We start from the raw sequence: 24,420 nt of genomic DNA, 5'->3' as shown, positions 1-24,420 counted from the left end.
ACCCTAGCCACGGCCCCGACCTGCGCCGGCGACCGGTGGCGCGCGCCTGTGTCCAGGTGTGTATACACGCGAAACGGAGTGTTTACACCGGGTGGCGGACGGCCGAAACACGGCGTCCCTAGCGTCTCGGCCCATGGGAAGCGACCTGTATACGCCGCGGGACACAGCCCGGGGCGCAGCGGTCGGCCCGCGTCCGGCACCGCCCGTCAGCACCGCCCAGCGAAAGGCACTCCGTTGACCACAGCCCCGACCCGCGCGGCCAGGACCCGGGCCGTCGCCCTGCCCGCCGCCGCCCTCGCCGCCGCGCTCGTGCTCACCGCGTGCGGCGCGCGCACCTCGGCCACCGGCGAGGCCGCCGCCGGCACCGCCGCCTCCTCCTGCGTCGACACCTCCGGCGACACCGTGAAGATCGGCTTCCTCAACTCCCTGTCCGGCACCATGGCCATCTCCGAGCAGACCGTCCGCGACGCCCTCGACCTGGCCGCCGAGGAGATCAACGCCGACGGCGGCGTGCTCGGCAAGCAGCTCGAGGTCGTCGGCGAGGACGGCGCGTCCGAGCCCACCGTGTTCGCCGAGAAGGCCGAGAAGCTCATCAGCTCCGACTGCGTCGCCGCGGTCTTCGGCGGCTGGACCTCCTCGTCCCGCAAGGCCATGCTGCCCGTCTTCGAGCAGCGCGACGCCCTGCTGTTCTACCCCGTGCAGTACGAGGGCCTCGAGGCGTCGCCGAACATCTTCTACACCGGCGCCACCACGAACCAGCAGATCATCCCCGGCATGGACTACCTCGCCGAGCAGGGCAAGACCAAGGTCTTCCTCGTCGGCTCCGACTACGTCTTCCCGCAGACCGCGAACAAGATCATCAACGCCTACGCCGAGGCGAACGGCATCGAGATCGTCGGCGAGGAGTACGCCCCGCTCGGGCACACCGACTTCGCGACGATCGTCAACAAGCTCAAGGCCTCGGGCGCCGACGCGGTGTTCAACACGCTCAACGGCGACTCCAACGTCGCGTTCTTCAAGGAGTACAAGAACGTCGGCCTCACCGCGCAGGACGTGCCGGTCGTCTCGGTGTCCATCGCCGAGGAGGAGGTCGGCGGCATCGGCGTCGAGAACGTCGTCGGGCAGCTCACCGCGTGGAACTACTACCAGACCGTCGAGTCGCCCGAGAACGAGGCGTTCGTCGCCGCGTTCAAGGAGCGGTACGGCGAGGACCGGCCCACGTCCGACCCGATGGAGGCCGCCTACACCTCGCTGCACCTGTGGAAGGGCATGGTCGAGAAGGCCGGGTCCTTCGACGTCGCCGCGATCCAGGAGGCCGCCGGCGGGGTCACCTTCGACGCCCCCGAGGGCACCGTGACCGTGAACGGCGAGAACCACCACATCGCCAAGACCGCCTACATCGGCGAGATCGCCGAGGACGGCCTCATCTACCCGGTGTGGGAGTCCGACGGCCCCATCGAGCCCGACCCGTTCCTCGAGGGCTACGACTGGGCCGAGGGCCTGTCCTGACCCGCCCGGCCGGCCGCCGGGCCCGGTGCGCGCCGCGTGTGCGCACCGGGCCCGGCGCCGGCCGCCGACCACGGAAGGCGGCGCCGCATGGACGCCCTGCTCTCCCAGCTCTTCGCCGGCCTGAGCCTCGGCTCGGTCCTGCTGCTCGCCGCGCTCGGCCTCGCCCTGACCTTCGGGCAGATGGGCGTGATCAACATGGCGCACGGCGAGCTCATGATGGCCGGCGCGTACACCGCGTTCGTCGTGCAGCAGGTCGTCGCCGACGCCGGGGTCTCGCTGCTCGTGTCCCTGCCGCTCGGGTTCCTCGTCGGCGGCCTGCTCGGCCTGCTGCTCGAGGTCACCCTGCTCTCGCGCATGTACCGCAGACCCCTGGACACCCTCCTCGTCACCTTCGGCGTCGCGCTCGTGCTCCAGCAGCTCGCGCGCGACGTGTTCGGCGCCCCCAACGTCGACGTCCGCGCCCCCGCCTGGCTGCAGGGGGCCGTGCCCGTGCTCGGCCTCGACCTGCCGCGCACGCGCCTGTTCATCCTCGCCCTGGCCGTGCTCGCGGTCGTCGCGCTCGCGCTCGTGCTGCGGCTGACCCCGCTCGGGCGGCGCATCCGCGCGACCGTGCAGCACCGCGACCTGGCCGAGACGTCCGGCGTCTCCACCCGCGCCACCGACCGGCTGACGTTCTTCCTCGGCTCCGGCATCGCCGGGGTGGCGGGGGTCGCGCTGACCCTGCTCGGGTCGATCGGGCCGACGCTCGGCACCGCCTACGTCGTCGACGCGTTCCTCGTCGTCGTCGTCGGCGGCATCGGCCAGCTCAAGGGCGCGGTGATCGCCGCGTTCGGGCTCGGGCTGATCCAGGCCACGTTCGAGTACTCGACCACCGCGAGCCTGGCCAAGGTGCTGGTCTTCGTCGTCGTCGTGGCCTTCCTGCAGCTGCGGCCGCAGGGCCTGGTCGCCGTCCGCACGCGGAGCCTGGCATGAGCGCCCCACCCGCACCCGCCGCCGGGACCGCCGCCGTCTGGTGGCGCCGCCCGGCCGCGCGCACCTGGGGCGGGGTCGCGCTGGCCGCGGTCCTGCTGCTCGGCGTCGCCCCCGCCGTCCTGTCGGACTTCCGCCTCAACCTGCTCGCCAAGTTCCTCTGCCTGGCCATGGTGGCCGTCGGCATCGGCCTGGCCTGGGGCCGCGGCGGCATGCTCGTGCTCGGCCAGGGCGTGTTCTTCGGCCTCGGCGGGTACCTCATGGCGATGCACATGAAGCTCGCCGACGCCGGCCCCGGCGGCGTGCCCGACTTCATGCTCCTGTACGGCGACGGCGTCGTCCCCGGGTGGTGGGAGCCGCTGCGCTCCCCGGTCGTCACCGTGCTCGCGATCCTCCTGCTGCCCGCCGGGCTGGCCGTCGTCCTCGGCCTGGCGGTGTTCCGCCGGCGGGTGCGCGGCGCGTACTTCGCGATCCTGTCCCAGGCCCTGGCCGCCGCGTTCGCGATCCTCCTCGTCGGCCAGCAGAAGGTCACCGGCGGCACCAACGGCCTCAACGGGTTCCGCTCGTTCTTCGGGTACGACCTGGCCGACCCCGTGAACAAGCGGATGCTCTACTACATCGCCGCGAGCGTGCTCATCGCCATGGTCGTGGCCGTCGGGGCGCTCATGCGCTCGCGGTTCGGCGAGCTCCTCGTCGCGGTCCGCGACCAGGAGAACCGCGTCCGGTTCCTCGGCTACGACCCGGCGGTCGTCAAGGTCGTGGCGTACGCGGTCGCGGCCGCGTTCGCTGCGGTCGGCGGGGCCCTGTTCGCCCCGGTCGTCGGCATCATCTCGCCGGCCGACGTGGGCGTCGTGCCGTCCATCGGCCTGCTCGTGGGCGTCGCGATCGGCGGGCGCGCGACGCTGCTCGGCCCCGTGCTCGGCTCGGTCGCGGTGTCGTGGGCCGAGACGTCGCTGTCGGAGCAGTTCCCGTCCTTCTGGACCTACTTCCAGGGTGCGCTGTTCATCCTCGTCGTCGCGTTCCTGCCCGACGGCCTGGCGACCCTCGGTCGCCGACGCCGCCGCGGCGGGCCCGGGGGAGCGGCCGGCGACCCCGCGCCGCCCGCCCGGGACGGCGCGGGAGCCGGCGCGCCCGAGCCGGCCGCGACCGGTGCCGCCCACCCGGCCGGCGCCCCCGACCCCGCTGGGAGGACCGCATGAGCACGTCCGAGCCCGACCCGGTCGCGCACCTGGACCCCCAGGCGCTCGAGCAGGTCATCGCCGCCCCCGCGGCCCGGTTCCGGCACGACTACCTCGAGGTGCGCGACCTGCGGGTGGTCTTCGACGGCTTCGTCGCCGTCGACGGCGTCGACCTCACCGTGACGCAGGGCGACCTGCGCTTCCTCATCGGCCCCAACGGTGCGGGCAAGACGACGGTCGTCGACGCGATCACCGGCCTCGCGCCGGCGAGCGGCTCGGTGCGGTTCGGCGGGACGGAGCTCCTCGGCCGGCCCTCGCACCGTGTCGCCCGCGCGGGCGTGGGCCGCACGTTCCAGACCGCGAGCGTGTTCGACGAGCTGAGCGTGCTGCAGAACCTCGACATCGCCGCCGGTGCGCGCCGCCGGCCGCTGAGCCTGCTGCGCGCCCGGCGCGAGGTGCCCGAGGAGGTCGAGGCGGCCCTGGAGACGGTGGGGCTGACCGGTGCGCGCGACCTGCCGGCCGGCGTCCTGGCGCACGGGCAGAAGCAGTGGCTGGAGATCGGCATGCTGCTCGTGCAGGACGCCCGTCTCCTGCTGCTGGACGAGCCGGTCGCCGGCATGAGCCAGGCCGAGCGCGAGGCGACGGGGCTGCTGCTGCAGCGCATCGGCGAGCAGCGCACCGTCGTCGTCGTCGAGCACGACATGGAGTTCCTGCGGGCCTTCGCCTCGTCGGTGACGGTGCTGCACCAGGGCCGCGTGCTCGCCGAGGGCAGCGTGGCCCAGGTCCAGGCGGACCCGCGGGTGGTCGAGGTGTACCTGGGCACGGGTGCGCACGGGCGCGGCCCGCGCACCACGTCGACGGAGGTGGAGTGATGCTGCGGCTGCAGGACGTGCACGCCGGGTACGGGCGCACGACGGTCGTGCACGGCGTCGACCTGGAGGTCGGCGCGGGCGAGGTCGTCGCCGTGCTCGGGCACAACGGGGCCGGCAAGACCACGCTGCTGCGGGCCGCCGTCGGCCTGCTGCCGCTGCGCACCGGGCAGGTGCTGCTCGACGGGCAGGACGTCAGCCGCACCCGCCCGCACCAGCGGGTGCGCCGGGGGCTGGCGTACGTGCCGCAGGGGCAGCAGGCGTTCGGCCAGCTCACGGCGCGCGAGAACCTGCGGCTGGTCGCCGACGTCGCGGGCCGCGAGGGCGCCCGGCGCACGGCCGAGGCCCTGGACCTCTTCCCGGCGCTGCGCGAGGTGCTGGGCCGGCGTGCCGGGCTGCTCTCCGGCGGTCAGCGCCAGCAGCTCGCGATCGCGCGGGCGCTGGTCACCGGGCCGCGGGTGATGGTGCTGGACGAGCCCACCGAGGGCATCCAGCCGTCGGTGGTCGCCGAGATCGAGGACGCCGTGGTGCAGCTGGCCGCGGGCGGGCTCGGCGTGCTGCTCGTCGAGCAGCACGTGGGGTTCGCGCTCGCCGCGTGCGTGCGGTTCGTGGTGCTCGAGTCGGGGCGGGTGGGCGCCTCGGGCGCCGGCGGTGCCGAGCAGGAGGGGCGGGTGCGCGCGGCGATGGCCCTGTAGCGCCGGTCGGGTGGTCGCACGGGCCGGCGTACGGCCCGTCCAGCAGAGAGGTCTACGCTTCGTGAGCATGGGAACTGGCCTGGAGGCCGGCGTCGTCGACGCGAACGACACGTCGACGACCGGGGCCGCAGCAGGTGGTGGGTCGTTGCGCGAGGTGGTGTACCACCGGCTGCGCGACGAGATCCTCAACGGCCGGGTCTCGCCCCGCGAGCGGCTCACCGAGCCCAAGCTGTCGAAGGCCTTCGAGGTCTCCCGCACGCCGGTGCGCGAGGCGCTGTCGCGGCTGCTCTCGGACGGTCTCGTCGAGCGCACGGACTTCGGGTACGCGGTGGTCGTGCCGTCCCTGGCGGACCTGCGCGACCTGTACGAGCTGCGCATCGCGCTCGAGCTGCGGGGCATCGCGCGCGCGATCGAGAACCCGCAGGTGCGGCACGACGAGGTGCTGCTGCGCGCCGAGCTCGAGCGCTGGCAGGAGCTGCGCGACGACGTGCCGGTCCCGGACGCGAGCTTCGTCGTGGTCGACGAGGGCTTCCACCAGACGCTGTCGCGCGCGTCGGGCAACGGCCAGCTGACCGGGGCCCTGGTGACGGTGAACCAGAAGATCCGCGCGGTGCGCATGCACGACTTCGTCGAGGAGGAGCGGATCACCGCGACGATCGAGGAGCACCTGGCGATCCTCGGCCTGGTGCTCGCGCGCGAGCTGCCCGACGCCCTGACGGCCCTGCACAAGCACGTGGGGGAGTCCCTCGAGGTCGTCATGGAGCGGGCCTCGACGGCCATGGCGCGGATGGCCGTCGCCGGCTGACCCGGGCGTAACGCACGGTTTACCCCGCGGCGGCGGCGGCGAAACACACGGTTCCTACGGTCCGGATACCGGGGTGTATACAGCCCCGTCGACAGCCCGGCGGAACGCCGCTGTCGGCCGACGACCGAGGGGCCCGCCGTGTTCGACACCGTGCTCGTTGCCAACCGCGGCGAGATCGCCGTCCGCATCATCCGCTCCGCCGCCGCCCTCGGGCTGCGCACCGTCGCGGTGCACTCCGACGCCGACGCGGCCGCGCCGCACGTCCGCCTCGCCGACGTCGCCGTCCGCCTCGGCCCCGCACCGGCCGTCGAGTCGTACCTGCGCCACGACGCCGTGCTCGAGGCCGCCCTGGCCACCGGGGCGGGCGCCGTCCACCCCGGGTACGGGTTCCTCTCCGAGAACGCCGTGTTCGCCCGCGCCGTCGAGGACGCCGGCCTCGCGTTCGTCGGGCCCACGCCCGAGCACCTGGCCGTCTTCGGCGACAAGCACAGCGCCCGCGAGGCCGCCGCCCGGGCCGGGGTCCCGCTCGTCGCGGGCTCCGGCCTCCTCGACGACGTCGACGCCGCGCTCGCCGCCGCCGAGACCGTCGGCTACCCCGTGATGGTCAAGGCCGTCGCCGGCGGCGGCGGCATCGGCATGCAGGCCTGCGCCGACCCCGACGAGCTGCGCGAGGCCTACGCCCGCGTCCAGCGGCTCGCGTCCGCGAGCTTCGCCAGCGGCGGGGTGTTCCTCGAGCGGTACGTGCGCCGGGCCCGGCACCTCGAGGTGCAGGTGTTCGGCGACGGCGACGGGCGCGTCGTCAGCCTCGGCGACCGCGACTGCTCCCTGCAGCGCCGCCACCAGAAGGTCGTCGAGGAGGCCCCCGCACCCGGGCTCGCCCCCGCCCTGCGCGAGCAGCTCGCGTCCTCCGCCCGCGCCCTGACGTCCTCGGTCCGCTACCGCTCCGCCGGCACCGTCGAGTACGTCTACGACGTCGACCGCGAGGAGGTGTCGTTCCTCGAGGTCAACACCCGGCTCCAGGTCGAGCACCCCGTCACCGAGGAGATCACCGGCGTCGACCTCGTCGGCTGGATGCTGCGCCTGGCCCGCGGCGACGCCGACCTGCGCACCGAGCTCGCCGCGCTGCCCGACGACGGGCCGCCCCGCCACGGGCACGCCGTCGAGGCCCGCGTCTACGCCGAGGACCCCCGCCGCGGGCACCGCCCCAGCGCCGGCGTCCTCACCCAGGTGGTCCTGCCGCCCGACGTGCGCGTCGACGGCTGGGCCGAGACCGGGCAGGAGGTCACCAGCCACTACGACCCCATGCTCGCCAAGGTCGTCGTGCACGGCCACGACCGCGCCGACGCCCTCGCCGCCGCGGCCCGCGCCCTCGCCGCGACCGCCGTGCACGGCGTCAGCACCAACCTGCCGCTGCTGCGCGCCGCCGTCGCCGACGACGCCGTGCTCGCCGCGGAGCACACGACGTCCACGCTCGCGGGCGTCGTCGACGACGAGCCGTGGGTCGAGGTGCTGCGACCCGGCGTCATGACCACCGTCCAGGACTGGCCCGGGCGGCTCGGGCACTGGGACGTCGGCATCAGCCCCTCCGGCCCCATGGACGACCTGTCGTTCCGGGCGGGCAACGTCGCGCTCGGCAACCCCGAGGGCGCCCCCGGCCTCGAGTGCACGCTCCTCGGCCCGCGCCTGCGGTTCAGCCACCCCGCCGTCGTCTGCGTCACCGGCGCCGCGGCCCCCGTGACGCTCGACGGTGCACCCGTCCCGCAGTGGGAGCCCGTCGCCGTCCCCGCCGGCGGCGTCCTCGACGTCGGCGCGCCCCCCGGCCCCGGCCTGCGCACCTACGTGCTCGTCCGCGGCGGGCTCGACGTGCCGCAGTACCTCGGGTCCGCCGCGACCTTCTCCCTCGGCGGCTTCGGCGGCGAGACCGGCCGCGCCCTCGCGCTCGGCGACGCCCTCGTGCCCGCGCCGGTCCCCGACGACGCCCCGGCACCGGCCCCCGTCCCCGCCGACCACCGGCCCGCGCTCGTGCACGCCTGGGAGCTCGCCGTGCAGGAGGGCCCGCAGCCCGCGCCCACGTACTTCACGCGCGAGGACATGGCGATGCTCTACGACGCCACCTGGCAGGTGCAGTCCCACGCCAACCGCACCGGCATCCGCCTCGCCGGACCGCGCCCGCGCTGGGCCCGTCCCGACGGCGGCGAGGCCGGGCTGCACCCGTCCAACCTCCACGACAACCCGTACTCCGTCGGCGCCCTCAACGTCTCCGGCGACACCCCGATCCTGCTCGGCCCCGACGGCCCGTCCCTCGGCGGGTTCGCGTGCCCCGTGACCGTCGTGGTCGGCCACCGGTGGAAGCTCGGGCAGATCCGCCCCGGCGACACCGTGCGGCTCGTCCCCGTGCCGGAGGGCACCGCCGACACCCTGCGCACCTCGACCCCGGCGCGGGCCCGCGGCGCCCTCGACGGCCTGGCCACCGGGCCCGACGGCGACGACGGCGTGCTGGCCCGCGTCCCCGGCGACCCGGGCGACCCCGTCACCCGCCCCGAGGTGGTCTACCTGCGCGGCGGTGACGACAACGTGCTCGTCGAGTACGGGCCGATGGTGCTCGACCTCGGCCTGCGCATGCGCGTCCACGCGCTCGGCGAGGCCCTGCGTGCCCGCGCGCTGCCCGGCGTCGTCGACATCACCCCCGGCGTCCGGTCGCTGCACGTGCACGTCGAGCCCGCCCTCCTCCCGGTCCGCGCGCTCGTCGACGTGCTCGTCGACCTCGAGCACGGCCTGCCGCCCACCGAGGACCTCGTCGTCCCCTCCCGCCGCGTGCACCTGCCGCTGTCGTTCGACGACCCCGTCGTCGCCGAGGCCGTCGAGCGGTACCAGGTCGGCGTGCGCCCCCGCGCGCCGTGGCTGCCGTCGAACGCCGAGTTCGTGCGCCGCGTCAACGGGCTCGGGTCCACCGACGACGTCCGCGCCACCATGGCCGCGGCCGAGTACCTCGTGCTCGGCCTCGGCGACGTGTACCTCGGCGCCCCGCTCGCCGTGCCGCTCGACCCCCGCCACCGCCTCCTGACCACCAAGTACAACCCCGCGCGCACCTGGACCGCCGCCGACACCGTCGGCCTCGGCGGGCAGTACCTGTGCGTGTACGGCATGGACTCCCCGGGCGGCTACCAGCTCGTCGGGCGCACCGTGCCCATCTGGTCCGGCCACCGCCAGCACGGCGCCTTCGAGCCGGGGGTGCCCTGGCTGCTGCGCTTCTTCGACCGGATCGTCTGGGACCTCGTCGACCCCGAGGAGCTCACCGCGCAGCGCGCCGCGTTCGCCGCCGGCCGGCTCGCGCTCACCGTCGAGGAGGGCACGTTCTCCTACCGCGAGCACCTCGCCGTCCTGGCCGAGCACGCGGACGAGATCGAGGCCACCCGTGCCGCCCGCGCCGCCGCCTTCGCGCTCGAGCGCGATGCGTGGGCCGCCGCGGGCGAGCTCGACGCGGCCGAGGACGAGGTCGTCCCACCCCCGGCCGCCGCGGGCGCCGAGGTCGAGCTGGCCGACGGCCACGTGCTCGTCGAGGCGCCGATGGTCGGGTCCGTGTGGCGCGTCGAGGCGCTCGCGGGCGCCGACGTGCGCGCCGGCGACCTGCTGGTCGCGCTCGAGGCCATGAAGCTCGAGCTCGCGGTGCCCGCCCCCGCCGACGGCAGGGTCGTGCGCGTGCTCGTGGAGCCCGGCCAGCACGTCGGCCCCGGTGCTCCCCTGGCCGTGCTGGCGGTGGACGCGTGAGCGCCGTCGCGCCGGGTGCGGCCCGCGCGCGCGTCGAGGCCGCGTACGACCGGATCGCCCAGGTCGCCCGGCCCGACGTGTGGATCACCCTGCGCCCGCGCGAGCAGGCGCTGGCCGACGCGGACGCCGTCGACGCCCGGCTCGCCGCGGGGGAGGACCTGCCCCTGGCCGGCACGACCCTGGCCGTCAAGGACAACGTCGACGTGGCCGGGCTGCCCACCACGGCGGCGTGCCCGTCGTACGCCACCGACCCGGCGGGCCGGCCAGGCCTCGCCACGGCCACGGCACCCGCCGTCCAGGCCCTCGTCGACGCGGGCGGGGTCGTGCTCGGCAAGACCAACCTCGACCAGTTCGCGACCGGCCTGGTCGGCACCCGCAGCCCGTACGGCGCGGTCGAGCACGCGTGGCTGCGCGGCCGCGTGGCCGGCGGGTCCTCGTCCGGGTCGGCGGTGGCCGTCGCGCTCGGGATCGCGGACGTCGGCGTCGGCACGGACACCGCCGGCTCCGGCCGGGTGCCGGCCGCCTTCCACGGCCTGGTGGGGATCAAGACGACGGTGGGCCTCGTCCCCACCGGCGGCGTCGTCCCCGCGTGCCCGTCCTACGACGTCGTGACCACGTTCACGCGCGACCTGGCGACGGGCGTGCGGGCCACGCGGCTCATGGTCGGCGCCGGGCAGGACGACCCCCGGGCGCGGGCGTGGCCCGCCGAGGTCCGGCTCGCGCTGCGCGAGGAGCCCGTCGTGGCCGTGCCGCGCGCCGCGGACCTCGCACCGCTGGAGCCGGGGTGGCGGGCGGCGTTCGACACGGCCGTCGACGCCGTCCGCCGCACGGGCGCGCGCGTCGTCGAGGTCGACGTGTCCGGCATGCTCGCCGCCGCGCGTCTGCTCTACGACGGCGCGATCGTGGCCGAGCGGTACGCGGCCGTGGGGGACTTCCTGGCGACGGGCCCCGCGGACGCCGACCCCACGGTGGCCGGGATCATCCTGGCCGGCGCGGACGTCGCCGCCGCGGACTACGTGCTCGACCGCGGGCGACTGCTCGCGGCCCGCGCCGCCGCCGACGCGGTGCTCGACGGGTGCGACCTGCTCCTGCTCCCGACGACCACGGAGCACCCGACCGTCGCCGCCGTGCAGGCCGAGCCCGTCGAGGTCAACGCCCGCCTCGGCACGTACACGAACTTCGTCAACCTGCTCGACCTCGCCGCCGTCGCCGTCCCCGCGGGGCAGGCCGCGGACGGGCCGTTCGGCGTCACGCTCGTCGCCCGGGCGTTCGACGACCAGCTCGCGGTCGACCTCGCGCACCGCCTGCTCGGCGGCACCGGGGCACCCCCGCTGCTGGTCGACGGCGGCGTCGAGCTGCTCGTGGTCGGCGCGCACCTGCGCGGGCAGCCCCTGCAGGGCCAGCTCGTCGACCTCGGCGCCCGGTTCGAGCGCACGGTGACGACGTCGGACGCCTACCGCCTGGTCGGCCTCGACACCACGCCGCGCAAGCCGGGCCTCGTCCGGGTCGGCCCGGGGGGCGGGGCGCCGATCGTCGGGGAGGTGTGGCGGCTGTCCACGGGAGCCCTCGGCCGGTTCCTCGCAGCCCTGCCCGCCCCCATGCAGCTCGGCCCCGTCGAGCTGGGCGACGGCACCTGGGTCACGGGCTTCGGCTGCACGGCCGAGGCCGCGGGGCGCGGGGTCGACCTCACGGACGCGGGCGGCTGGGTGGCCGCGCTCGCCGCTCTTCGTGCGTGACGCGCAGCCCCGACGCGCGCAGCCGGCGGACCAGCTCGCGCGTGCCCACCGGCTCGGCGCCCAGCGCCACGACCGCGTCCCACCGCTCGACGGGCACGTCGTAGTGGTCGTGGTCGAACGCCCGCCGCGGGATCCCGGCGCGCTCCGCGAACGCGTGCAGCTCCTCGTACGACGCGTCGCTGACGAGGTGCCCCCACACGGTGCCGTGCCGCGGCCACAGCGGAGGATCGACGAGCACGGTCACGCCCCGAGCCTACGGCCGGGTCGGTGCGTGGACGGCCCGCTGCGGGAGCTCGAGCGGGCGTCCCGCCGGACGACTCGCCCGACGACACGCCGTGCGTGACGCAGCGGGCCGGGTCTGCCGTCGGGACCGTGCCCGTGGCCGGGTGCCCGTCGTCCAGGCTACGGATGTCGCGGCGGGGTGCCGCGGCAGACGTGGTGGGACGGGTGGTCGGTCGTGGTCCAGCTCTGGCGGAACTTCTCCTGGGTGATCCCCGTGGTCGCGGTGCTCGGCGGGGGTGCGCTGCTGCTCACCGCGTACCTGAGCTGGTCGCGGACCGGCCACGAGCGGTCGTGGCCCGCCGCGCGGCAGGCGCTCCTCGACGGGCTGGTCGCCCTGTGGGGGGTCGCGGTCGCGCTGATCACCCTCGTCCCGGGGGCGAGCCCGTCCGCGGGGCGGGGCCCGAGCGTGGAGCTGGTCCCGTTCGGCGACCTCGTGCCCCTGCTCACGGACGCCGTGCACTGGGAGGTGCCGTTCGTGCAGATCGGCGGCAACCTCGTGCTCTTCGCGGCGGGCGGCCTGCTCCTCGGCCTCCGGCACGGGCTGGGCGCGGGCCGCGCGGTGCTGACGTTCCTGGCGGTCGGCGTCGGCATCGAGACGTGGCAGCTGATCGTCGGGGGCCGGTCGGCGGTGCTCGACGACGTCCTCCTGTGCGTGCTCGGCGGCGCCCTGGGCGCCTGGGCCGGCCGGGCGCTCGCGCGCACCGTCCGGCACCCGGCCCCGGTGGACCCCGTCAGGACGTGAACAGGCGGGAGGCGTGCTGCTCGGCGTCCGCGTAGGTGCGCGCGGCGGCCTGCATGGCGGCCGCGATCTGCGCGAGCGACTGCTCGACCCGCGCCTGCGTGCCCGACCACTCGGCGACCACCGCGCCGAACGCGCCCGCAGCACCGCCGCGCCAGCCGGCCTGCAGGTCCGCGAGCTGGCGCTGCATCGCCGCGACCTCCTGCTGGATCGTCGCCGCGCGCGCGAGCACCGCGGACGCCGACCCGTCGAGCTGGGTGCTGTCGACCTCGTACCGGCTCATGGCCCTCCCTCGGCCCGCCGGGCCGCGGGGGAGCGGCACGTGACGGCGGGTGACGAGGACGCTACGAGCCCGGCCCGGGCCCGGGTCGGTCCACAGCGCCGACCCGGGACCGGACGCCGCAGGGCGCCGGCTGTGGGCGGCTCGTGGGTCAGGCCGAGGACGTGCCCGTGGCCTGACCGGCCTCGATCTTCGCGAGCTCCTTCTCCAGCCGCTGCAGCTCGGCCGAGACGTTCTGCCGCGCCGGCTCCTCCCACGTCTGCGCGAGCGGGCTCACGAACAGCGACGGGCGGGCCAGCAGCTTGCGCAGGATCCGCACGCGGGCCCGCACATAGTCCTCGACGGGCAGGTGCGAGTACTCCGCACGCAGCCCCAGCACGTACTGCTTGTACTTCTGCGGCTCGGTCGCGAGCATCGCCAGGTCGGCGTCGCACAGCACCGCGCAGTCGCTGTCGTTCGGGTCGGGCACGTGCCGCACCAGCGCCGACACGAGCTCCCCCACGCGCTGCGCGCGCTGCTCCGGCACGCCGAGCGCACCGAGCTGCTCGACGGCCAGGCGTGCGGAGGCCGTCTCGTCCTCGCCGCCCTTGTTGGCGTACGCCTTGCGCTCCGCGGAGTCGAACACCGCACCGTGGTACCAGGCGGCCAGCCGGACGAGGTCCGGCTCGTGGGCCTCCTCGTCGAGCTCGTCGACCCGGGCGAGCACGTCCACGAGGTGCTTGAGGTTGTGGAAGTGCCGGTCGGGACGGGTCCAGCGGTCGAGGAGGTCCTCCCCGGTACGACGGACGTCGTCGGGGGCGGCGGTGCCGCCCGCTCCGGCGACGCTACGGACGAAGGCCGGCAGCAGCCAGGCAGGTGCGTCATGGACGCCCATGGATCAAGCCTCACGACGGTGACGACGGACGCGCCATCGTAGCCACGTCCCGGCCCGCCCGTGCACCGGTCTCCCGGACCTTCGTCCCGACGGCCTACCGCGCGCCGTGGTCCCCGGTCGCACCCTCGTCCTCCGGGCCCGGGTCCTGCGCGTCCTCGTCGAGCGGATCCGCCGGGTCGCACGGCAGCTGCACGCGGACCGTCGCCCCACCGCCGGGCGTCTGCTCGATCCCCACCGTGCCGCCGTGCGCGTCGACGATCGCCGCGACGATCGCCATGCCCAGCCCGGACCCGCCGGAGTCGCGCGTGCGGGACGCGTCCACGCGGTAGAACCGCTCGAACACGCGCGCCACGTGCTCGGCGTCGATGCCCGGCCCGTGGTCGCGGACCTCCACCACGCCGCACGGCCCGCCCTCGCCGTCGGCGCGCCCCACCGCGACCTCGACGGGGGACCCGGCCGGGGTGTGCCGCGCGGCGTTGCCGACGAGGTTGGCCAGCACCTGCCGCAGCTGCCGGTCGTCGCCGTGCACGATGCACGGGCCGCCGGTGTCGAGCCGCACCAGCCGCAGCGTCCGCGTGGGGTCCAGGGCGCGCAGGTCGTTGAGCGCGTCGACGGCCAGCACCGTCAGGTCCACGGGTGCGCGCTCGCCGCGCCGGCCCTCGTCCAGGCGGGCCAGGGCCAGCAGGTCCTCGACGAGCGAGCCCATCCGGGTGGCCGATCCCTCGATCCGCCGGATCGTGTCGTCGACCTGCTCCTTGGTGGTCAGCGCACCCATCCGGTACAGCTCGGCGTACCCGCGGATCGCGGCCAGCGGCGTGCGCAGCTCGTGCGACGCGTCGGCGACGAACCGGCGCATCCGCGCCTCGGACGCCGTGCGCGCGTCGAACGCCTGCTCGATCTGGGCGAGCATGCCGTTCAGCGCGGCGCCCAGCCGCCCCACCTCGGTCTGCTCGGGCGCCTCGGGCACCCGGCGGGACAGGTCGCCGGCGGCGATCGCGGCGGCCGTGCCCTCGATCTCGCGCAGCGGCCGCAGCGACCGCTGCACGGCCCACCCGCCGACGATCGCCCCGAGCAGCACCAGCGCGGCACCGCTGCTCACCAGCGTGAGCGCGAGCCCGCGGATCGCCTGGACGTTGTCCCGCAGCGGCAGCGCCACGGTGACGTAGGCGTCCTGGACGAGCGGTCCGGACTCCCCGTACGTCATGGGGAACGTCACGGCGCGCCACGTCGACCGGTGCCGGTCCGAGGCGATCGTGTACGGCACCGTGCTGCGCTCGAGGACCTCGTCCATCGTCAGCGTCGGGATCGCGGGTGTGCCGTACTCGGCCAGCGTGTACTCGTTGGCCAGGAGCGGGGTGTCCTGCCGGCCGGCGCTCCGGATGACGGCGTAGTAGTCGGACGGGGGGGTCTTCGTGTAGTCCTCCCAGTCCTCCTGAGCCTCCCGGAGGTAGGCGCTGACCTGCTGGGCCCCCTCGTTCAGCAGCTTGTCGTCGATCTGCCGGACCAGCACGTCCCCCAGCAGCGTCGCGCTCGTCGCGCCCGCCAGGGTCAGGCCCGCACCGAGCAGCACGACGATGACGGCGACGAGGCGCGCGCGCAGCGGCACCGCGTCCCACCGCGCGGCCAGGGCCCCGCGCGGGCGCGGTGCGTCGTCGGGCCGGCCGGGCCCGGTGCCCGCGTCGGGCGGCTCCGGCGACCAGGCGGGACCCCTCGCGTCGGGCGGCTCGTCCGTCACCGTCGGCTGCCCCCACGTGCGTGGGTCGCCCGCGCGGCTGCCGCGCACGTGCGGGACGGGGCCGGTGCTCACGTCGACGCGCGCAGCAGGTACCCGACGCCGCGCTTGGTGTGGATCAGCGGCGGCAGCCGGTTCCCGTCGCCGTCGTCGAGCTGGTCGATCTTGCGGCGCAGGTACGAGATGTAGGACTCGACGATGTTCGCGTCGCCGCCCCAGTCGTACTGCCACACGTGGTCGAGGATCTGCGCCTTGGACAGCACGCGGTGCGGGTTGAGCATGAGGTACCGCAGCAGCTTGAACTCGGTGGGGGACAGCTCGACGGGCTGCCCGGCCCGGCGCACCTCGTGCGTGTCGTCGTCGAGCTCGAGGTCCGCGTACGTCAGCACGGACGAGCTCACGCCGTCGTCGGGGGCCGTGCGCCGCAGGATCGCCCGGATCCGCGCGACGACCTCCTCGAGGCTGAACGGCTTGGTGACGTAGTCGTCGCCGCCCACGGTCAGGCCCTGCACCTTGTCGGACGTGTCGTCGCGGGCCGTGAGGAACAGCACGGGCACGTGCTGCCCCTTCTCGCGCAGGCGGCGCGTGACGGTGAAGCCGTCCATGTCGGGGAGCATGACGTCGAGCACCACGAGGTCGGGCTCGGTGTCGCGGGCCAGGCGCAGCGCGGACCCGCCGTCGGCCGCGGCGTGCACCTCGAACCCGGCGAAGCGCAGGGACGTCGCGAGCAGCTCGCGGATGTTCGGCTCGTCGTCGACGACGAGGAGCCGGGCCTCGGGCGTGCCGGTCGCGGTGCTCATGGTCCGATCATCCGCCCCGACCCTGGGAGTTCGCTGGGCGCGGGGCGGGTGGAAAACGGGCTCCGCGGGCCGAACCGGGCGCCCGGACGATCGTGATGGACATGTGACCAGCGCCTTCGGCAACGGCGCCGCACGCCGCTACCGTGGAACGTGTGAGCGCTGACATCCTCGACCGCGTCGACGACCTCGCGGGGTCCGGCAGGACCCCCCGGGTGACCGTCGTGCAGAGCTCGCCCGACGTCGGGCTCGACCGCTTCGCCGGCTGGCTGGCCGACCTGGACGTGCGCGTCGTGCGCGCCGACCTGGGCGAGCCGCTGCCCGGCCCCACCGAGGTCGGCGACGGCCTCGTCGTCCTCGGCGGGCAGATGTCCGCGCACGACGACGCCACCGCCCCCTGGCTGCCGGGCCTGCGCGACCTGCTCGCCGTGGTCTCCGCCACGGACGTGCCGGCGCTCGGCATCTGCCTCGGCGCGCAGCTGCTCGCGGTCGCGCGCGGCGGCCGGGTCGAGGTCGACGCCCCTCCCGGGCGCGAGGCCGGCGTCGTCGAGATCCGGTGGCGGCCCGAGGCCGAGCAGGACGCGCTGCTCGGCGCCGTCGTGGCCCGGGCCGGCCGCAGCTCCCGGCTGCCGGCGATGCACGCCGACGCGGTCGTGGACCTGCCCCGCGGCGCCGTGTGGCTCGCGTCGTCCGCGACCTACCCGTTCCAGGCGTTCCGCATCGGCTCGGCGTGGGGCGTGCAGTTCCACCCCGAGGCCGGCCCGCAGACCCTCGTGGCCTGGGCGCGCACGCACGACGACACCGACGCCGACGCGGTCGCAGCCTCGGCGCACGAGCACGACGCCGAGGTCGCGGCCACCGGCGAGGCCGTCGCCCGCGCCTTCGCGGACCGCGTCCGGGCCCGCGCCGGGGCGCCCGCCGTCGCCTGACCCGCAGCGGCGCCGGTCGTCCGTCCCGCCGACGGCCGGGTGCCCGCACGCAGCGACGCCCCCCGGTCCGCTCGACCGGGGGGCGTCGCCGCGTCGGCTCAGCGCTCGATCTCGGGCGTCACCGGGGTCGCGTCGAGCTGCAGCGGCGTCGAGCCCTGCTTGAGCGCGGCGAGGCGCGCCTCGACCTCGAGCTGGGCGCCCGCCGACTCCAGCTCGGCGAACTGCGCGTCGAACGACGACGCGGCGAGCTCGGCCTGGCCCATCGCCATGGCCTCCTCGCGGCGGACCTTCTCCTCGAAGCGCGCGATCTCGCTCGTCGGGTCCAGCACGTTGATCGAGCCGATGGCCTCCTGCACGCGGCGCTGCGCCTCGGCCGACTTCTGCCGGGCGACCAGGGTGTCGCGGCGCTGCTTGAGCTGACCCAGCTTGTCCTTCATCTGGGTGAGGCCGGTCTTCAGCTTCTCGACCGTCTCGCGCTGCGACGCGATCACGGGCTCGGCGTCGCGCACCTCCTGCTCGGAGGTGATCTGCTTGCCGATCGCCACCCGGGCCAGGGCGTCGAACTTGTCGGCGTTCGCGCCGTCGCCGGCCTGGCGGTACTGGTCGGCCCGGGCCGACGCGGCGAGGGCCTTCTGGCCCCACTCGCGGGCGGCGCGCACGTCCTCGTTGTAGTCCTGCTCGGCCAGGCGCAGGTTGCCGATCGCCTGCGCGATCGCCTTCTCCGCGTCGGCGATCGAGCCCGTGTAGTCCCGCACCAGCTGGTCCAGCATCTTCTGCGGGTCCTCGGCCTGGTCGATGAGGGCGTTGATGTTCGCCCGCGCCAGCTGCCCGATCCGTCCGAAGATCGACTGCTTCTCGGTCATCGCACTCGTGCCTCTCGTGTCGCTGCCTGCCTGGAAACCGTTGCCTGCCCCGCCCCGTCCGCGCCCGCCCAGCAGACGCCGCAGCGCGCTCAGAACCCACCGCCGAAGCCGCCGTCGCCGAAGCCCCCGCCGTCGAACCCGCCGCCGTCGCCGCCGCCCCAGTCGCCGCCGCCGAACCCGCCGCCGCCGCGCAGGATCGAGTCCAGCAGGATCCCGCCGAGCACCATCCCGCCGACCGTCGACGCGGTGTCCGAGCCGCGGTGCCCGCGGTGCCCGCCGTACCCGGGGGCGCCCCAGCCGCCGCCGTACGCGGCCTGCTGCTCGGCGTGGTCGACGTCCGCCTGCGCGAGGCGCTGCGCCTCGCCGACCAGGCGCTCGCCGTCCTGGGCGGTGCGCAGCGCGGCCTCGGGGTCGGTGGCCCGCTGGTCGATCGCGCGCATGCGCAGCCGGTCGGCCTCGGCGAGCCGCGTGCGGGCCTGCGGGCCGACGGCGCCGCGGCGGGTGCTCACGTAGTCCGCGGTCGCGCGCACCGCGGAGTCCAGCCGGCCGAGGTTCTCGTCGAGCAGCGCCTGCGCGCGACGGCTGCGCTCGGCCTGCTCGCGCATCGGCGCCAGCGCCGCGTCGATCGCGGCCTCGGCGGCGGCGATGCGGGTCAGCGCCCCGAGCGGGTCGCCCGTGCCCTGCCGGGCCGCCTGCGCGACCTCCACGGCGGCGCGCGCCTCGATCTCGCGCGGGGCGACCTGCGGGTTCCCCGCGGCGAGCCGGGCGGCGTCCGCGAGGTCGCTCGTGATCGACGCGATCGCGGCCTCCAGGCGCACGCCCGCGGCTGCGAGGTCGGCGCCGGCGCCGTCGACCGCGTCGAGCAGGCGCCGGGCCTGCCCCACGGCCTCCTCGGCGGCCCGCGCGTACCCGACGGCGGTCGACCGGTCGCCCGCGGTGGCCCGGGCGCGCCCCTGCGTCACGGCGTCGGTGGCCTCGTCGAGGAGCAGCGCGGCCTGGTCGGGGTTGCCCGCGACCGACGCCAGGGCCGTCGCGGGGTACCGGGCGGAGAGCGTCGCGAGCTGGGCGCGGGCCGGGTCGAGGCGGTCGCGCAGCGCGGCGGCCTCCCGCTCGTGCGCGTCGAGGGCGTCGTCGACGCGCTCCTCGACGGCCCGGAGCCGGTCGAACGCCTCCTTCTGCGCCTCGAGCTGCAGGGCCACGTCGCGGCACAGGCGCAGGATCTGCGCGGACGTCGCGCGGACCTGCGGCTCGGTGTCGGGGATGTCGTCGTCGAGGGTCTGGCGCAGCCGGAACGCCTCGGTGAGCCGCTCCTTGCCGCCGGCGAGCACGGTCTCGAACTCGCGGGTGCGCTCGGGCCCGAACTGCGCCTGCGCGAAGCCCAGCTCCTCCTCGGACGAGCGCAGCGCGTCGTCGAGGCGCACGAGCGCCTGCGCGGAGCGCCGGTCCAGCTCGGGGGTCGGCACGGCGGCGAACTCGTCGGCCGCGGCGGCCTGCGGTGCGCCGGGTGCGCCCGCGGTGACGGCCGGGGAGTTCTTGCGGCGGCGCAGGGTGACGACGAGGAAGACCGCACCGATGGCGACGAGGCCGACCAGCAGCAGGGTGACGAACCCGCCGCCGCCGGACGACGTGGTGTCGCCCGTCGCCGCGGCCTGCACGCCCTCGGCCGCCGTGACGGCCGCACCCGCCCACGCGTCGTCGCGCAGCTGGTCCTCGACCTGCGCGGACAGCGCCTGCATCTCGTCGGTCGTGATCGACGTCGTCTCCTGCGGCGCGAGCGCGAAGCGGCGCGCCTCGGTCGCGACGGCGAGGACCACGTCGTCGGTGCCCAGCCCGCTGGCGTCGGCGGTGGCCTGCGCCCACGCCACGCCCTCGGCGGGGTCGGTGAACTCCGGCACGTAGACCACGTAGAGCTGGTGGTCGGTCGCCTGCGCGAGCTCGTCCAGCGCCGCCTCGACCTCCGCCGTCTCGCCGGACGACAGGACCCCCGAGGAGTCGGTCAGCTCACCCGCCAGCGTCGGTGGCTCCACCGCCGACGCCGCGGGAGCACCCAGCAGCACGAGGGACGCGCCCAGCGCGACCACCCCGGCGACGACCCGACCTCGCACCGCACGCACCTGACGATCCTCTCTCCCTGCCAGCGCGCGTCGCAACGGACCGCTGCGCGCGCACCGGCACCCGTCGCAACGGACCAACCCTCCCGCAGGTTCCGCGGCCCCGCGTACGCACGGGACCGCGGCGGAGGGTCAGGCGGGCTGGGAGTCCAGGTCCTCGGCGTCCAGGATCGTGTACGCGTAGCCCTGCTCGGCGAGGAACCGCTGCCGGTGCGCCGCGAACTCCTGGTCCACCGTGTCGCGCGCGACCACCGTGTAGAAGTGCGCGGTCTTCCCCGACGCCTTGGGCCGCATGATCCGCCCGAGGCGCTGCGCCTCCTCCTGCCGCGAGCCGAACGACCCCGACACCTGGATCGCCACCGACGCCTCCGGCAGGTCGATCGAGAAGTTCGCGACCTTCGACACCACGAGCCGGCTGATCTCCCCGGTGCGGAACGCGTCGAACAGCCGCTGCCGCTCGCGCACCGGCGTCTCGCCGGTGATGACGTCCGCGCCCACGTGCTCGGCGATCTCGTGCAGCTGGTCCAGGTACTGGCCGATGATCAGCGTCGGCTCGCCCGCGTGCCGCGCCACCAGGGCGTCGACCACCGCGTTCTTGCCCGACGCGGTCGCGGCCAGCCGGTACCGGTCCTCCGGCTCCGACGTCGCGTACGCCATCCGGTCCGCGTCGGGCAGCGTCAGGCGCACCTCGGTGCAGTCCGCGGGCGCGATGTACCCCTGCGCCTCGATGTCCTTCCACGGCGCGTCGAACCGCTTGGGGCCGATGAGGCTGAACACCTCGTCCTCGCGGCCGTCCTCGCGCACGAGCGTGGCCGTCAGACCCAGGCGCCGGCGGGCCTGCAGGTCGGCCGTCATGCGGAAGATCGGCGCGGGCAGCAGGTGCACCTCGTCGTAGACGACCAGGCCCCAGTCGCGGGCGTCGAGCAGCTCGAGGTGCGTGTAGACGCCCTTCCGCTTCGTCGTCAGCACCTGGTACGTCGCGATCGTCACCGGGCGGACCTCCTTGCGGGTGCCCGAGTACTCGCCGATCTCGTCCTCGGTGAGGCTGGTGCGCCGCACCAGCTCGTCGCGCCACTGCCGCGCGCTGACGGTGTTGGTCACGAGGATGAGCGTCGTCGTCGAGCTCTTCGCCATCGCCGCGGCGCCCACGATCGTCTTGCCCGCACCGCACGGCAGCACCACGACGCCCGAGCCGCCGTGCCAGAACCCCTCGACCGCCTGGTCCTGGTAGGGCCGCAGCGTCCAGCCGTCCTGCGCCAGCTCGATCGCGTGGGCCTCGCCGTCGACGTACCCCGCGAGGTCCTCCGCGGGCCAGCCCAGCTTGACCAGCACCTGCTTGAGGTGCCCACGCTCGGACGGGTGCACGACCACGTCGGTCTCGTCGATGCGCGCGCCCAGCAGCCCCGCCGTCTTCTTCGACCGGGCGACCTCGGCCAGCACCGCCGGGTCGAGCGCGTGCAGGACCAGGCCGTGCACCGGGTGCTGCACGAGCTGCAGCCGCCCGTACCGGGACATCGTGTCGGCGACGTCGACCAGCAGCGCGTGCGGCACCGGGTACCGGCTGTACTGCAGCAGCACGTCGACGACCTGCTCGGCGTCGTGGCCCGCGGCGCGCGCGTTCCACAGGCCCAGCGGGGTCAGCCGGTACGTGTGCACGTGCTCGGGCGCCCGCTCGAGCTCGGCGAACGGCGCGATGGCGCGGCGGCACGCGGCCGCCTGGTCGTGGTCGACCTCGAGCAGCAGCGTCTTGTCGCTCTGGACGATGAGCGGGCCGTCGGGCACGGCGCCCTCCTCGGGTGGGGTGCGGGTGGAGATCAGGTGGTGCCGGGCGGGTGGTGCCTCAGGGTCCGGCGTCGGCCGGCCCGGCCGCGTGGACGCCCGCGATGCGGTGCACCGCCACGGTGAGCTCGGCCTCGCGGCGCGGGTCGAGCGCCCGCAGCCGGCCGCCCTCGACGCGCAGCGGCCGCAGGAGCCGGCGCGTCGGCCGCCCGTCGGGGCCGACCATCTCGACCCACACGTCCGTGCGGGACGAGGCCGCCTCGCGCAGGAGCACCAACGCGTCCGCGGGCTCGCGTGTTCCGCCCCCGGCCCCGGGCCCGTCCGGCGGGGGCGCGCCGTCGGACCGGCCCGACCGGCGGGGCCGGGCCGGCGTCGGGGCGGCGCCGCGCGCGGGACCCGTGCCGTCCGTGCCGCGGGCCCCGGCGTCGTGCGTCGCGCGCCGCTCGACGTCGCGCACCGCGCGCTGCTCGGCGTCGCGCAGGGCGCGGACCACCGCGACGGCCCGCGTGCCCGCGGCGGCCTCGCGCACGGTGCCGTCCTGCACGCGACGCCGCGCCCGCGTCGCCGCCCGTCCGCGCACCCGGCGCGGCGCGGTGCCGGTGGGCACGACGACGCCGTGGCCGTCCTCCGCGACCGGCGCCAGGCCGTGCCGGCGGAGGGCGTCGAGCACCTCCGCGGGCCCGGCCTGCGCCACGAGCACCGTGGGCGCGAGCAGCCGCAGCCCGAGCCCGGCCAGCCGCGGGTCGTCGGGCAGCCCGGCCAGCAGCGCGGGGTCGTCGGCCCGCACGTACGCCGACGCCGCCCCCGCGCGGACGCGCCCGTGGCGGCGGGCGACGTCCCGGACCAGGTACTCCAGGGGCTGCGGCACGCCGCCGCGGGCCACGGCCGCGAGCCGGTCGAGCAGCGCGTCGGCGCCCAGCCCGCCGTCGAGCGCGGCCAGCACCGACGCGGGCGTGAACCGCACGGTCACCGCGCCGCCGCGCGACTCGACCTGCGCCGCGGTCTCCAGCAGCTCCTCCAGGGCGTCCCCGGGGCGCCCCGGCACGACCCCGGTCAGGTCGCCCTGCAGCAGGATCTCGTCGACCGGTGCGGGCAGGTCGGCGGCGAGCGCGGCCGCGACCGCGTCGTCGCGCCCGGCGTCGTCCGGCGCGTCCAGCAGCGCGCGGCCGGCACGGGACAGCGCCCCGGCGCCGGTGACGCCGAGCCGCTCGGCCTCGGCGACGAGCGCCTGCACCGCGCCGCGCGGCGGCACCGCGCGCGGGGTGCGCCACGCGAGGACCTCGAGGACCGCGTCGGCGTCGGGCGCGGCACCGGGCTGCGCCCCGGCGGCGAGCACGTCCAGCACGGCCCGGCGCAGCCGCGGCACCCACGGCCGGGCGGTCTCGGGGTCGAGCGCGGCCCGCACCCCGCCCTTCTCGTCGCGCGTGCCGACCTGCCACGGCGTGCGGGGGGACACCAGCCACGCCCGGGCGAGCAGCGCCCACCGTCGCGGCACGTCGCCCGCGGCCCACACGTCCGCGTCGACGGTGGGCACGAACGTCGGCCGCTCCTCGCCGTCGTCGGCGAGCAGGCCCGCGGCGGCGGCGAGCTCGACGAGCCACGCCGCGTGCGGCTCGTCGACCTCGAGGGTCTGCGCGGTGCGGCGCAGGTCGCGCACGCCGAGGCCGCCGGCGCGCAGCACGGCCGGCGGGGCGTCCTCCCAGGACTGGAGCAGGCGCCGGACCTGGCGCACGGTGCGCTCGGCGGCGGCGGTGGACTCCGCGGCCACGGTGGCCGCCGGGCGGACGGGGGCGGCGGGGGCCGGCGCGGTGGCGGGGGCGCGGTGCGTGCGTCCGTCGCGCAGGCGCAGCGCGAGCGTCCGCGGCAGCACCACGTGCTCGGCGTCCGGGCGGACCAGCAGGCCCTGGTCGACGAGGGTCCGCACGGCCTGCGCACCAGGGGACCCGGCCGGGGGCACCCGCCCCACGGGCGGTCCCCATGTCAGCGCGTCGAGCACCTGGGCAGCACCTGCGGGCGCGTCGGACAGCACCGCCGACGGGTCGGCCGGGACCGCCGCGTCGGACGCCGGGTCCGCCGGGGCGAGGCCGGCGACGTGGGGGCCGAGCACGTCCGCGAGGCCGGGGGCCGCGTGCAGGCGCCCGTCCTCGTCGGGGTGCAGCAGCGCCAGCCGCACGGCGGTGCCCACGGCCTCGGCGACCGTCGGGGTGTCCGCGGCCCCCGCGCCCACAGCGCGGGCGACGTCGTCGGGCGTCGGGGGTGCGTCGTCGAGCACGACGACCGACTCCAGGACCTGCAGCACCAGGGCGTCCAGCCCGGCCAGCGCCCGCTCCAGGCTGGCACGGCTCGTGGCGCGCGCGGCCAGCGACGCCAGCGTCGCGGGCGACGGCGACGCCAGGTCCGGGCGGGCGGCGAGCAGCGCGACGAGCGCGTCGTCGTCGCACGCGCGCAACCAGCCGGAGAACGAGGGCATCGTCCTCACGATACGCAGGGCCGCCCGGACCCGCC

The 24,420-nt window shown here is 76.2% G+C and carries 19 protein-coding genes; 10 read left to right on the top strand and 9 right to left on the bottom strand.

All coding sequences use genetic code 11. The features are described 5' to 3' along the window. Positions 1-234: 234 nt before the first annotated feature. The 8 genes from urtA to atzF all read left to right on the top strand — a co-directional run bounded on the left by urtA (position 235) and on the right by atzF (position 11,529). On the top strand, positions 235-1,509 hold the full coding sequence (urtA, locus tag FBY24_RS03240; protein WP_142158020.1) for an urea ABC transporter substrate-binding protein: 1,275 nt from the start codon (positions 235-237) through the stop codon (positions 1,507-1,509). An 87-nt stretch (positions 1,510-1,596) separates the two neighbouring features. Continuing rightward, positions 1,597-2,481: an urea ABC transporter permease subunit UrtB gene (urtB, locus tag FBY24_RS03235; RefSeq protein WP_142158018.1), complete on the top strand. Its 885-nt coding sequence runs from the start codon at positions 1,597-1,599 to the stop codon at positions 2,479-2,481. Further along, positions 2,478-3,677: an urea ABC transporter permease subunit UrtC gene (gene urtC, locus FBY24_RS03230; RefSeq protein ID WP_255432194.1), complete on the top strand. Its 1,200-nt coding sequence runs from the start codon at positions 2,478-2,480 to the stop codon at positions 3,675-3,677. Before urtB ends, urtC begins: the two co-directional genes overlap by 4 nt. Then, complete coding sequence (gene urtD / locus FBY24_RS03225; RefSeq protein ID WP_142158016.1) at positions 3,674-4,528, top strand: urea ABC transporter ATP-binding protein UrtD; 855 nt, start codon at positions 3,674-3,676, stop codon at positions 4,526-4,528. Before urtC ends, urtD begins: the two co-directional genes overlap by 4 nt. Then, positions 4,528-5,220 carry an urea ABC transporter ATP-binding subunit UrtE gene (urtE, locus tag FBY24_RS03220; RefSeq protein WP_142158013.1) on the top strand — a complete coding sequence of 231 codons (693 nt, stop codon included), beginning with the start codon at positions 4,528-4,530 and terminating at the stop codon, positions 5,218-5,220. The genes urtD and urtE overlap by 1 nt, the downstream gene beginning before the upstream one ends. 67 nt (positions 5,221-5,287) lie before the next feature. Next, positions 5,288-6,025: a GntR family transcriptional regulator gene (locus FBY24_RS03215; protein WP_142158011.1), complete on the top strand. Its 738-nt coding sequence runs from the start codon at positions 5,288-5,290 to the stop codon at positions 6,023-6,025. A 138-nt stretch (positions 6,026-6,163) separates the two neighbouring features. Further along, on the top strand, positions 6,164-9,793 hold the full coding sequence (gene uca, locus FBY24_RS03210) for an urea carboxylase (protein ID WP_142158009.1): 3,630 nt from the start codon (positions 6,164-6,166) through the stop codon (positions 9,791-9,793). Further along, positions 9,790-11,529, top strand: coding sequence for an allophanate hydrolase (gene atzF / locus FBY24_RS03205; protein ID WP_142158007.1), 1,740 nt, complete (start codon positions 9,790-9,792; stop codon positions 11,527-11,529). The genes uca and atzF overlap by 4 nt, the downstream gene beginning before the upstream one ends. On the opposite strand, the gene FBY24_RS03200 is transcribed toward atzF, so the two are convergent. Next, positions 11,480-11,773: a DUF4031 domain-containing protein gene (locus FBY24_RS03200; RefSeq protein WP_142158005.1), complete on the bottom strand. Its 294-nt coding sequence runs from the start codon at positions 11,771-11,773 to the stop codon at positions 11,480-11,482. The genes atzF and FBY24_RS03200 overlap by 50 nt on opposite strands. Positions 11,774-11,986: 213 nt before the next feature. Here FBY24_RS03200 and FBY24_RS03195 point away from each other — a divergent pair, with 213 nt between their 5' ends. Further along, positions 11,987-12,553 carry a VanZ family protein gene (locus FBY24_RS03195; protein WP_160158415.1) on the top strand — a complete coding sequence of 189 codons (567 nt, stop codon included), beginning with the start codon at positions 11,987-11,989 and terminating at the stop codon, positions 12,551-12,553. Here FBY24_RS03195 and FBY24_RS03190 read toward each other — a convergent pair. The 4 genes from FBY24_RS03190 to FBY24_RS03175 form a co-directional block, all read right to left on the bottom strand. Beyond that, positions 12,543-12,833 (bottom strand): WXG100 family type VII secretion target, encoded by a 291-nt coding sequence (locus FBY24_RS03190; protein WP_140460656.1) that lies wholly within the window; start codon positions 12,831-12,833, stop codon positions 12,543-12,545. The genes FBY24_RS03195 and FBY24_RS03190 overlap by 11 nt on opposite strands. Positions 12,834-12,981: 148 nt before the next feature. Then, the gene (locus FBY24_RS03185) at positions 12,982-13,704 is read right to left on the bottom strand and encodes a hypothetical protein (RefSeq protein WP_142158000.1); all 723 of its coding nucleotides are present in this window, start codon (positions 13,702-13,704) and stop codon (positions 12,982-12,984) included. A gap of 94 nt (positions 13,705-13,798) precedes the next feature. Beyond that, the gene (locus FBY24_RS03180; RefSeq protein ID WP_142157998.1) at positions 13,799-15,439 is read right to left on the bottom strand and encodes a cell wall metabolism sensor histidine kinase WalK; all 1,641 of its coding nucleotides are present in this window, start codon (positions 15,437-15,439) and stop codon (positions 13,799-13,801) included. Positions 15,440-15,507: 68 nt separating this feature from the next. Then, the gene (locus FBY24_RS03175) at positions 15,508-16,236 is read right to left on the bottom strand and encodes a response regulator transcription factor (protein ID WP_140460654.1); all 729 of its coding nucleotides are present in this window, start codon (positions 16,234-16,236) and stop codon (positions 15,508-15,510) included. A 152-nt stretch (positions 16,237-16,388) separates the two neighbouring features. Here FBY24_RS03175 and FBY24_RS03170 point away from each other — a divergent pair, with 152 nt between their 5' ends. After that, complete coding sequence (locus FBY24_RS03170; protein ID WP_255432193.1) at positions 16,389-17,162, top strand: type 1 glutamine amidotransferase; 774 nt, start codon at positions 16,389-16,391, stop codon at positions 17,160-17,162. A gap of 98 nt (positions 17,163-17,260) precedes the next feature. On the opposite strand, the gene FBY24_RS03165 is transcribed toward FBY24_RS03170, so the two are convergent. The 4 genes from FBY24_RS03165 to FBY24_RS03150 form a co-directional block, all read right to left on the bottom strand. Then, complete coding sequence (locus FBY24_RS03165) at positions 17,261-18,025, bottom strand: PspA/IM30 family protein (protein ID WP_142157996.1); 765 nt, start codon at positions 18,023-18,025, stop codon at positions 17,261-17,263. A gap of 89 nt (positions 18,026-18,114) precedes the next feature. Beyond that, a complete protein-coding gene (locus FBY24_RS03160; protein ID WP_160158414.1) occupies positions 18,115-20,130 on the bottom strand; it encodes a TPM domain-containing protein in 2,016 nt (671 codons plus the stop codon). 138 nt (positions 20,131-20,268) lie between these two features. After that, on the bottom strand, positions 20,269-21,918 hold the full coding sequence (locus tag FBY24_RS03155; RefSeq protein WP_142157992.1) for a DNA repair helicase XPB: 1,650 nt from the start codon (positions 21,916-21,918) through the stop codon (positions 20,269-20,271). A 58-nt stretch (positions 21,919-21,976) separates the two neighbouring features. Then, positions 21,977-24,385, bottom strand: coding sequence for a helicase-associated domain-containing protein (locus tag FBY24_RS03150; protein WP_142157990.1), 2,409 nt, complete (start codon positions 24,383-24,385; stop codon positions 21,977-21,979). Between the last annotated feature and the right edge of the window lie 35 nt (positions 24,386-24,420).

It is taken from the genome of Cellulomonas sp. SLBN-39 (assembly GCF_006715865.1).
Taxonomy (GTDB): domain Bacteria; phylum Actinomycetota; class Actinomycetes; order Actinomycetales; family Cellulomonadaceae; genus Cellulomonas.
The sequence above is the reverse complement of the archived record's forward strand: the minus strand, read 5'-3'. Positions and strand labels throughout refer to the sequence as shown.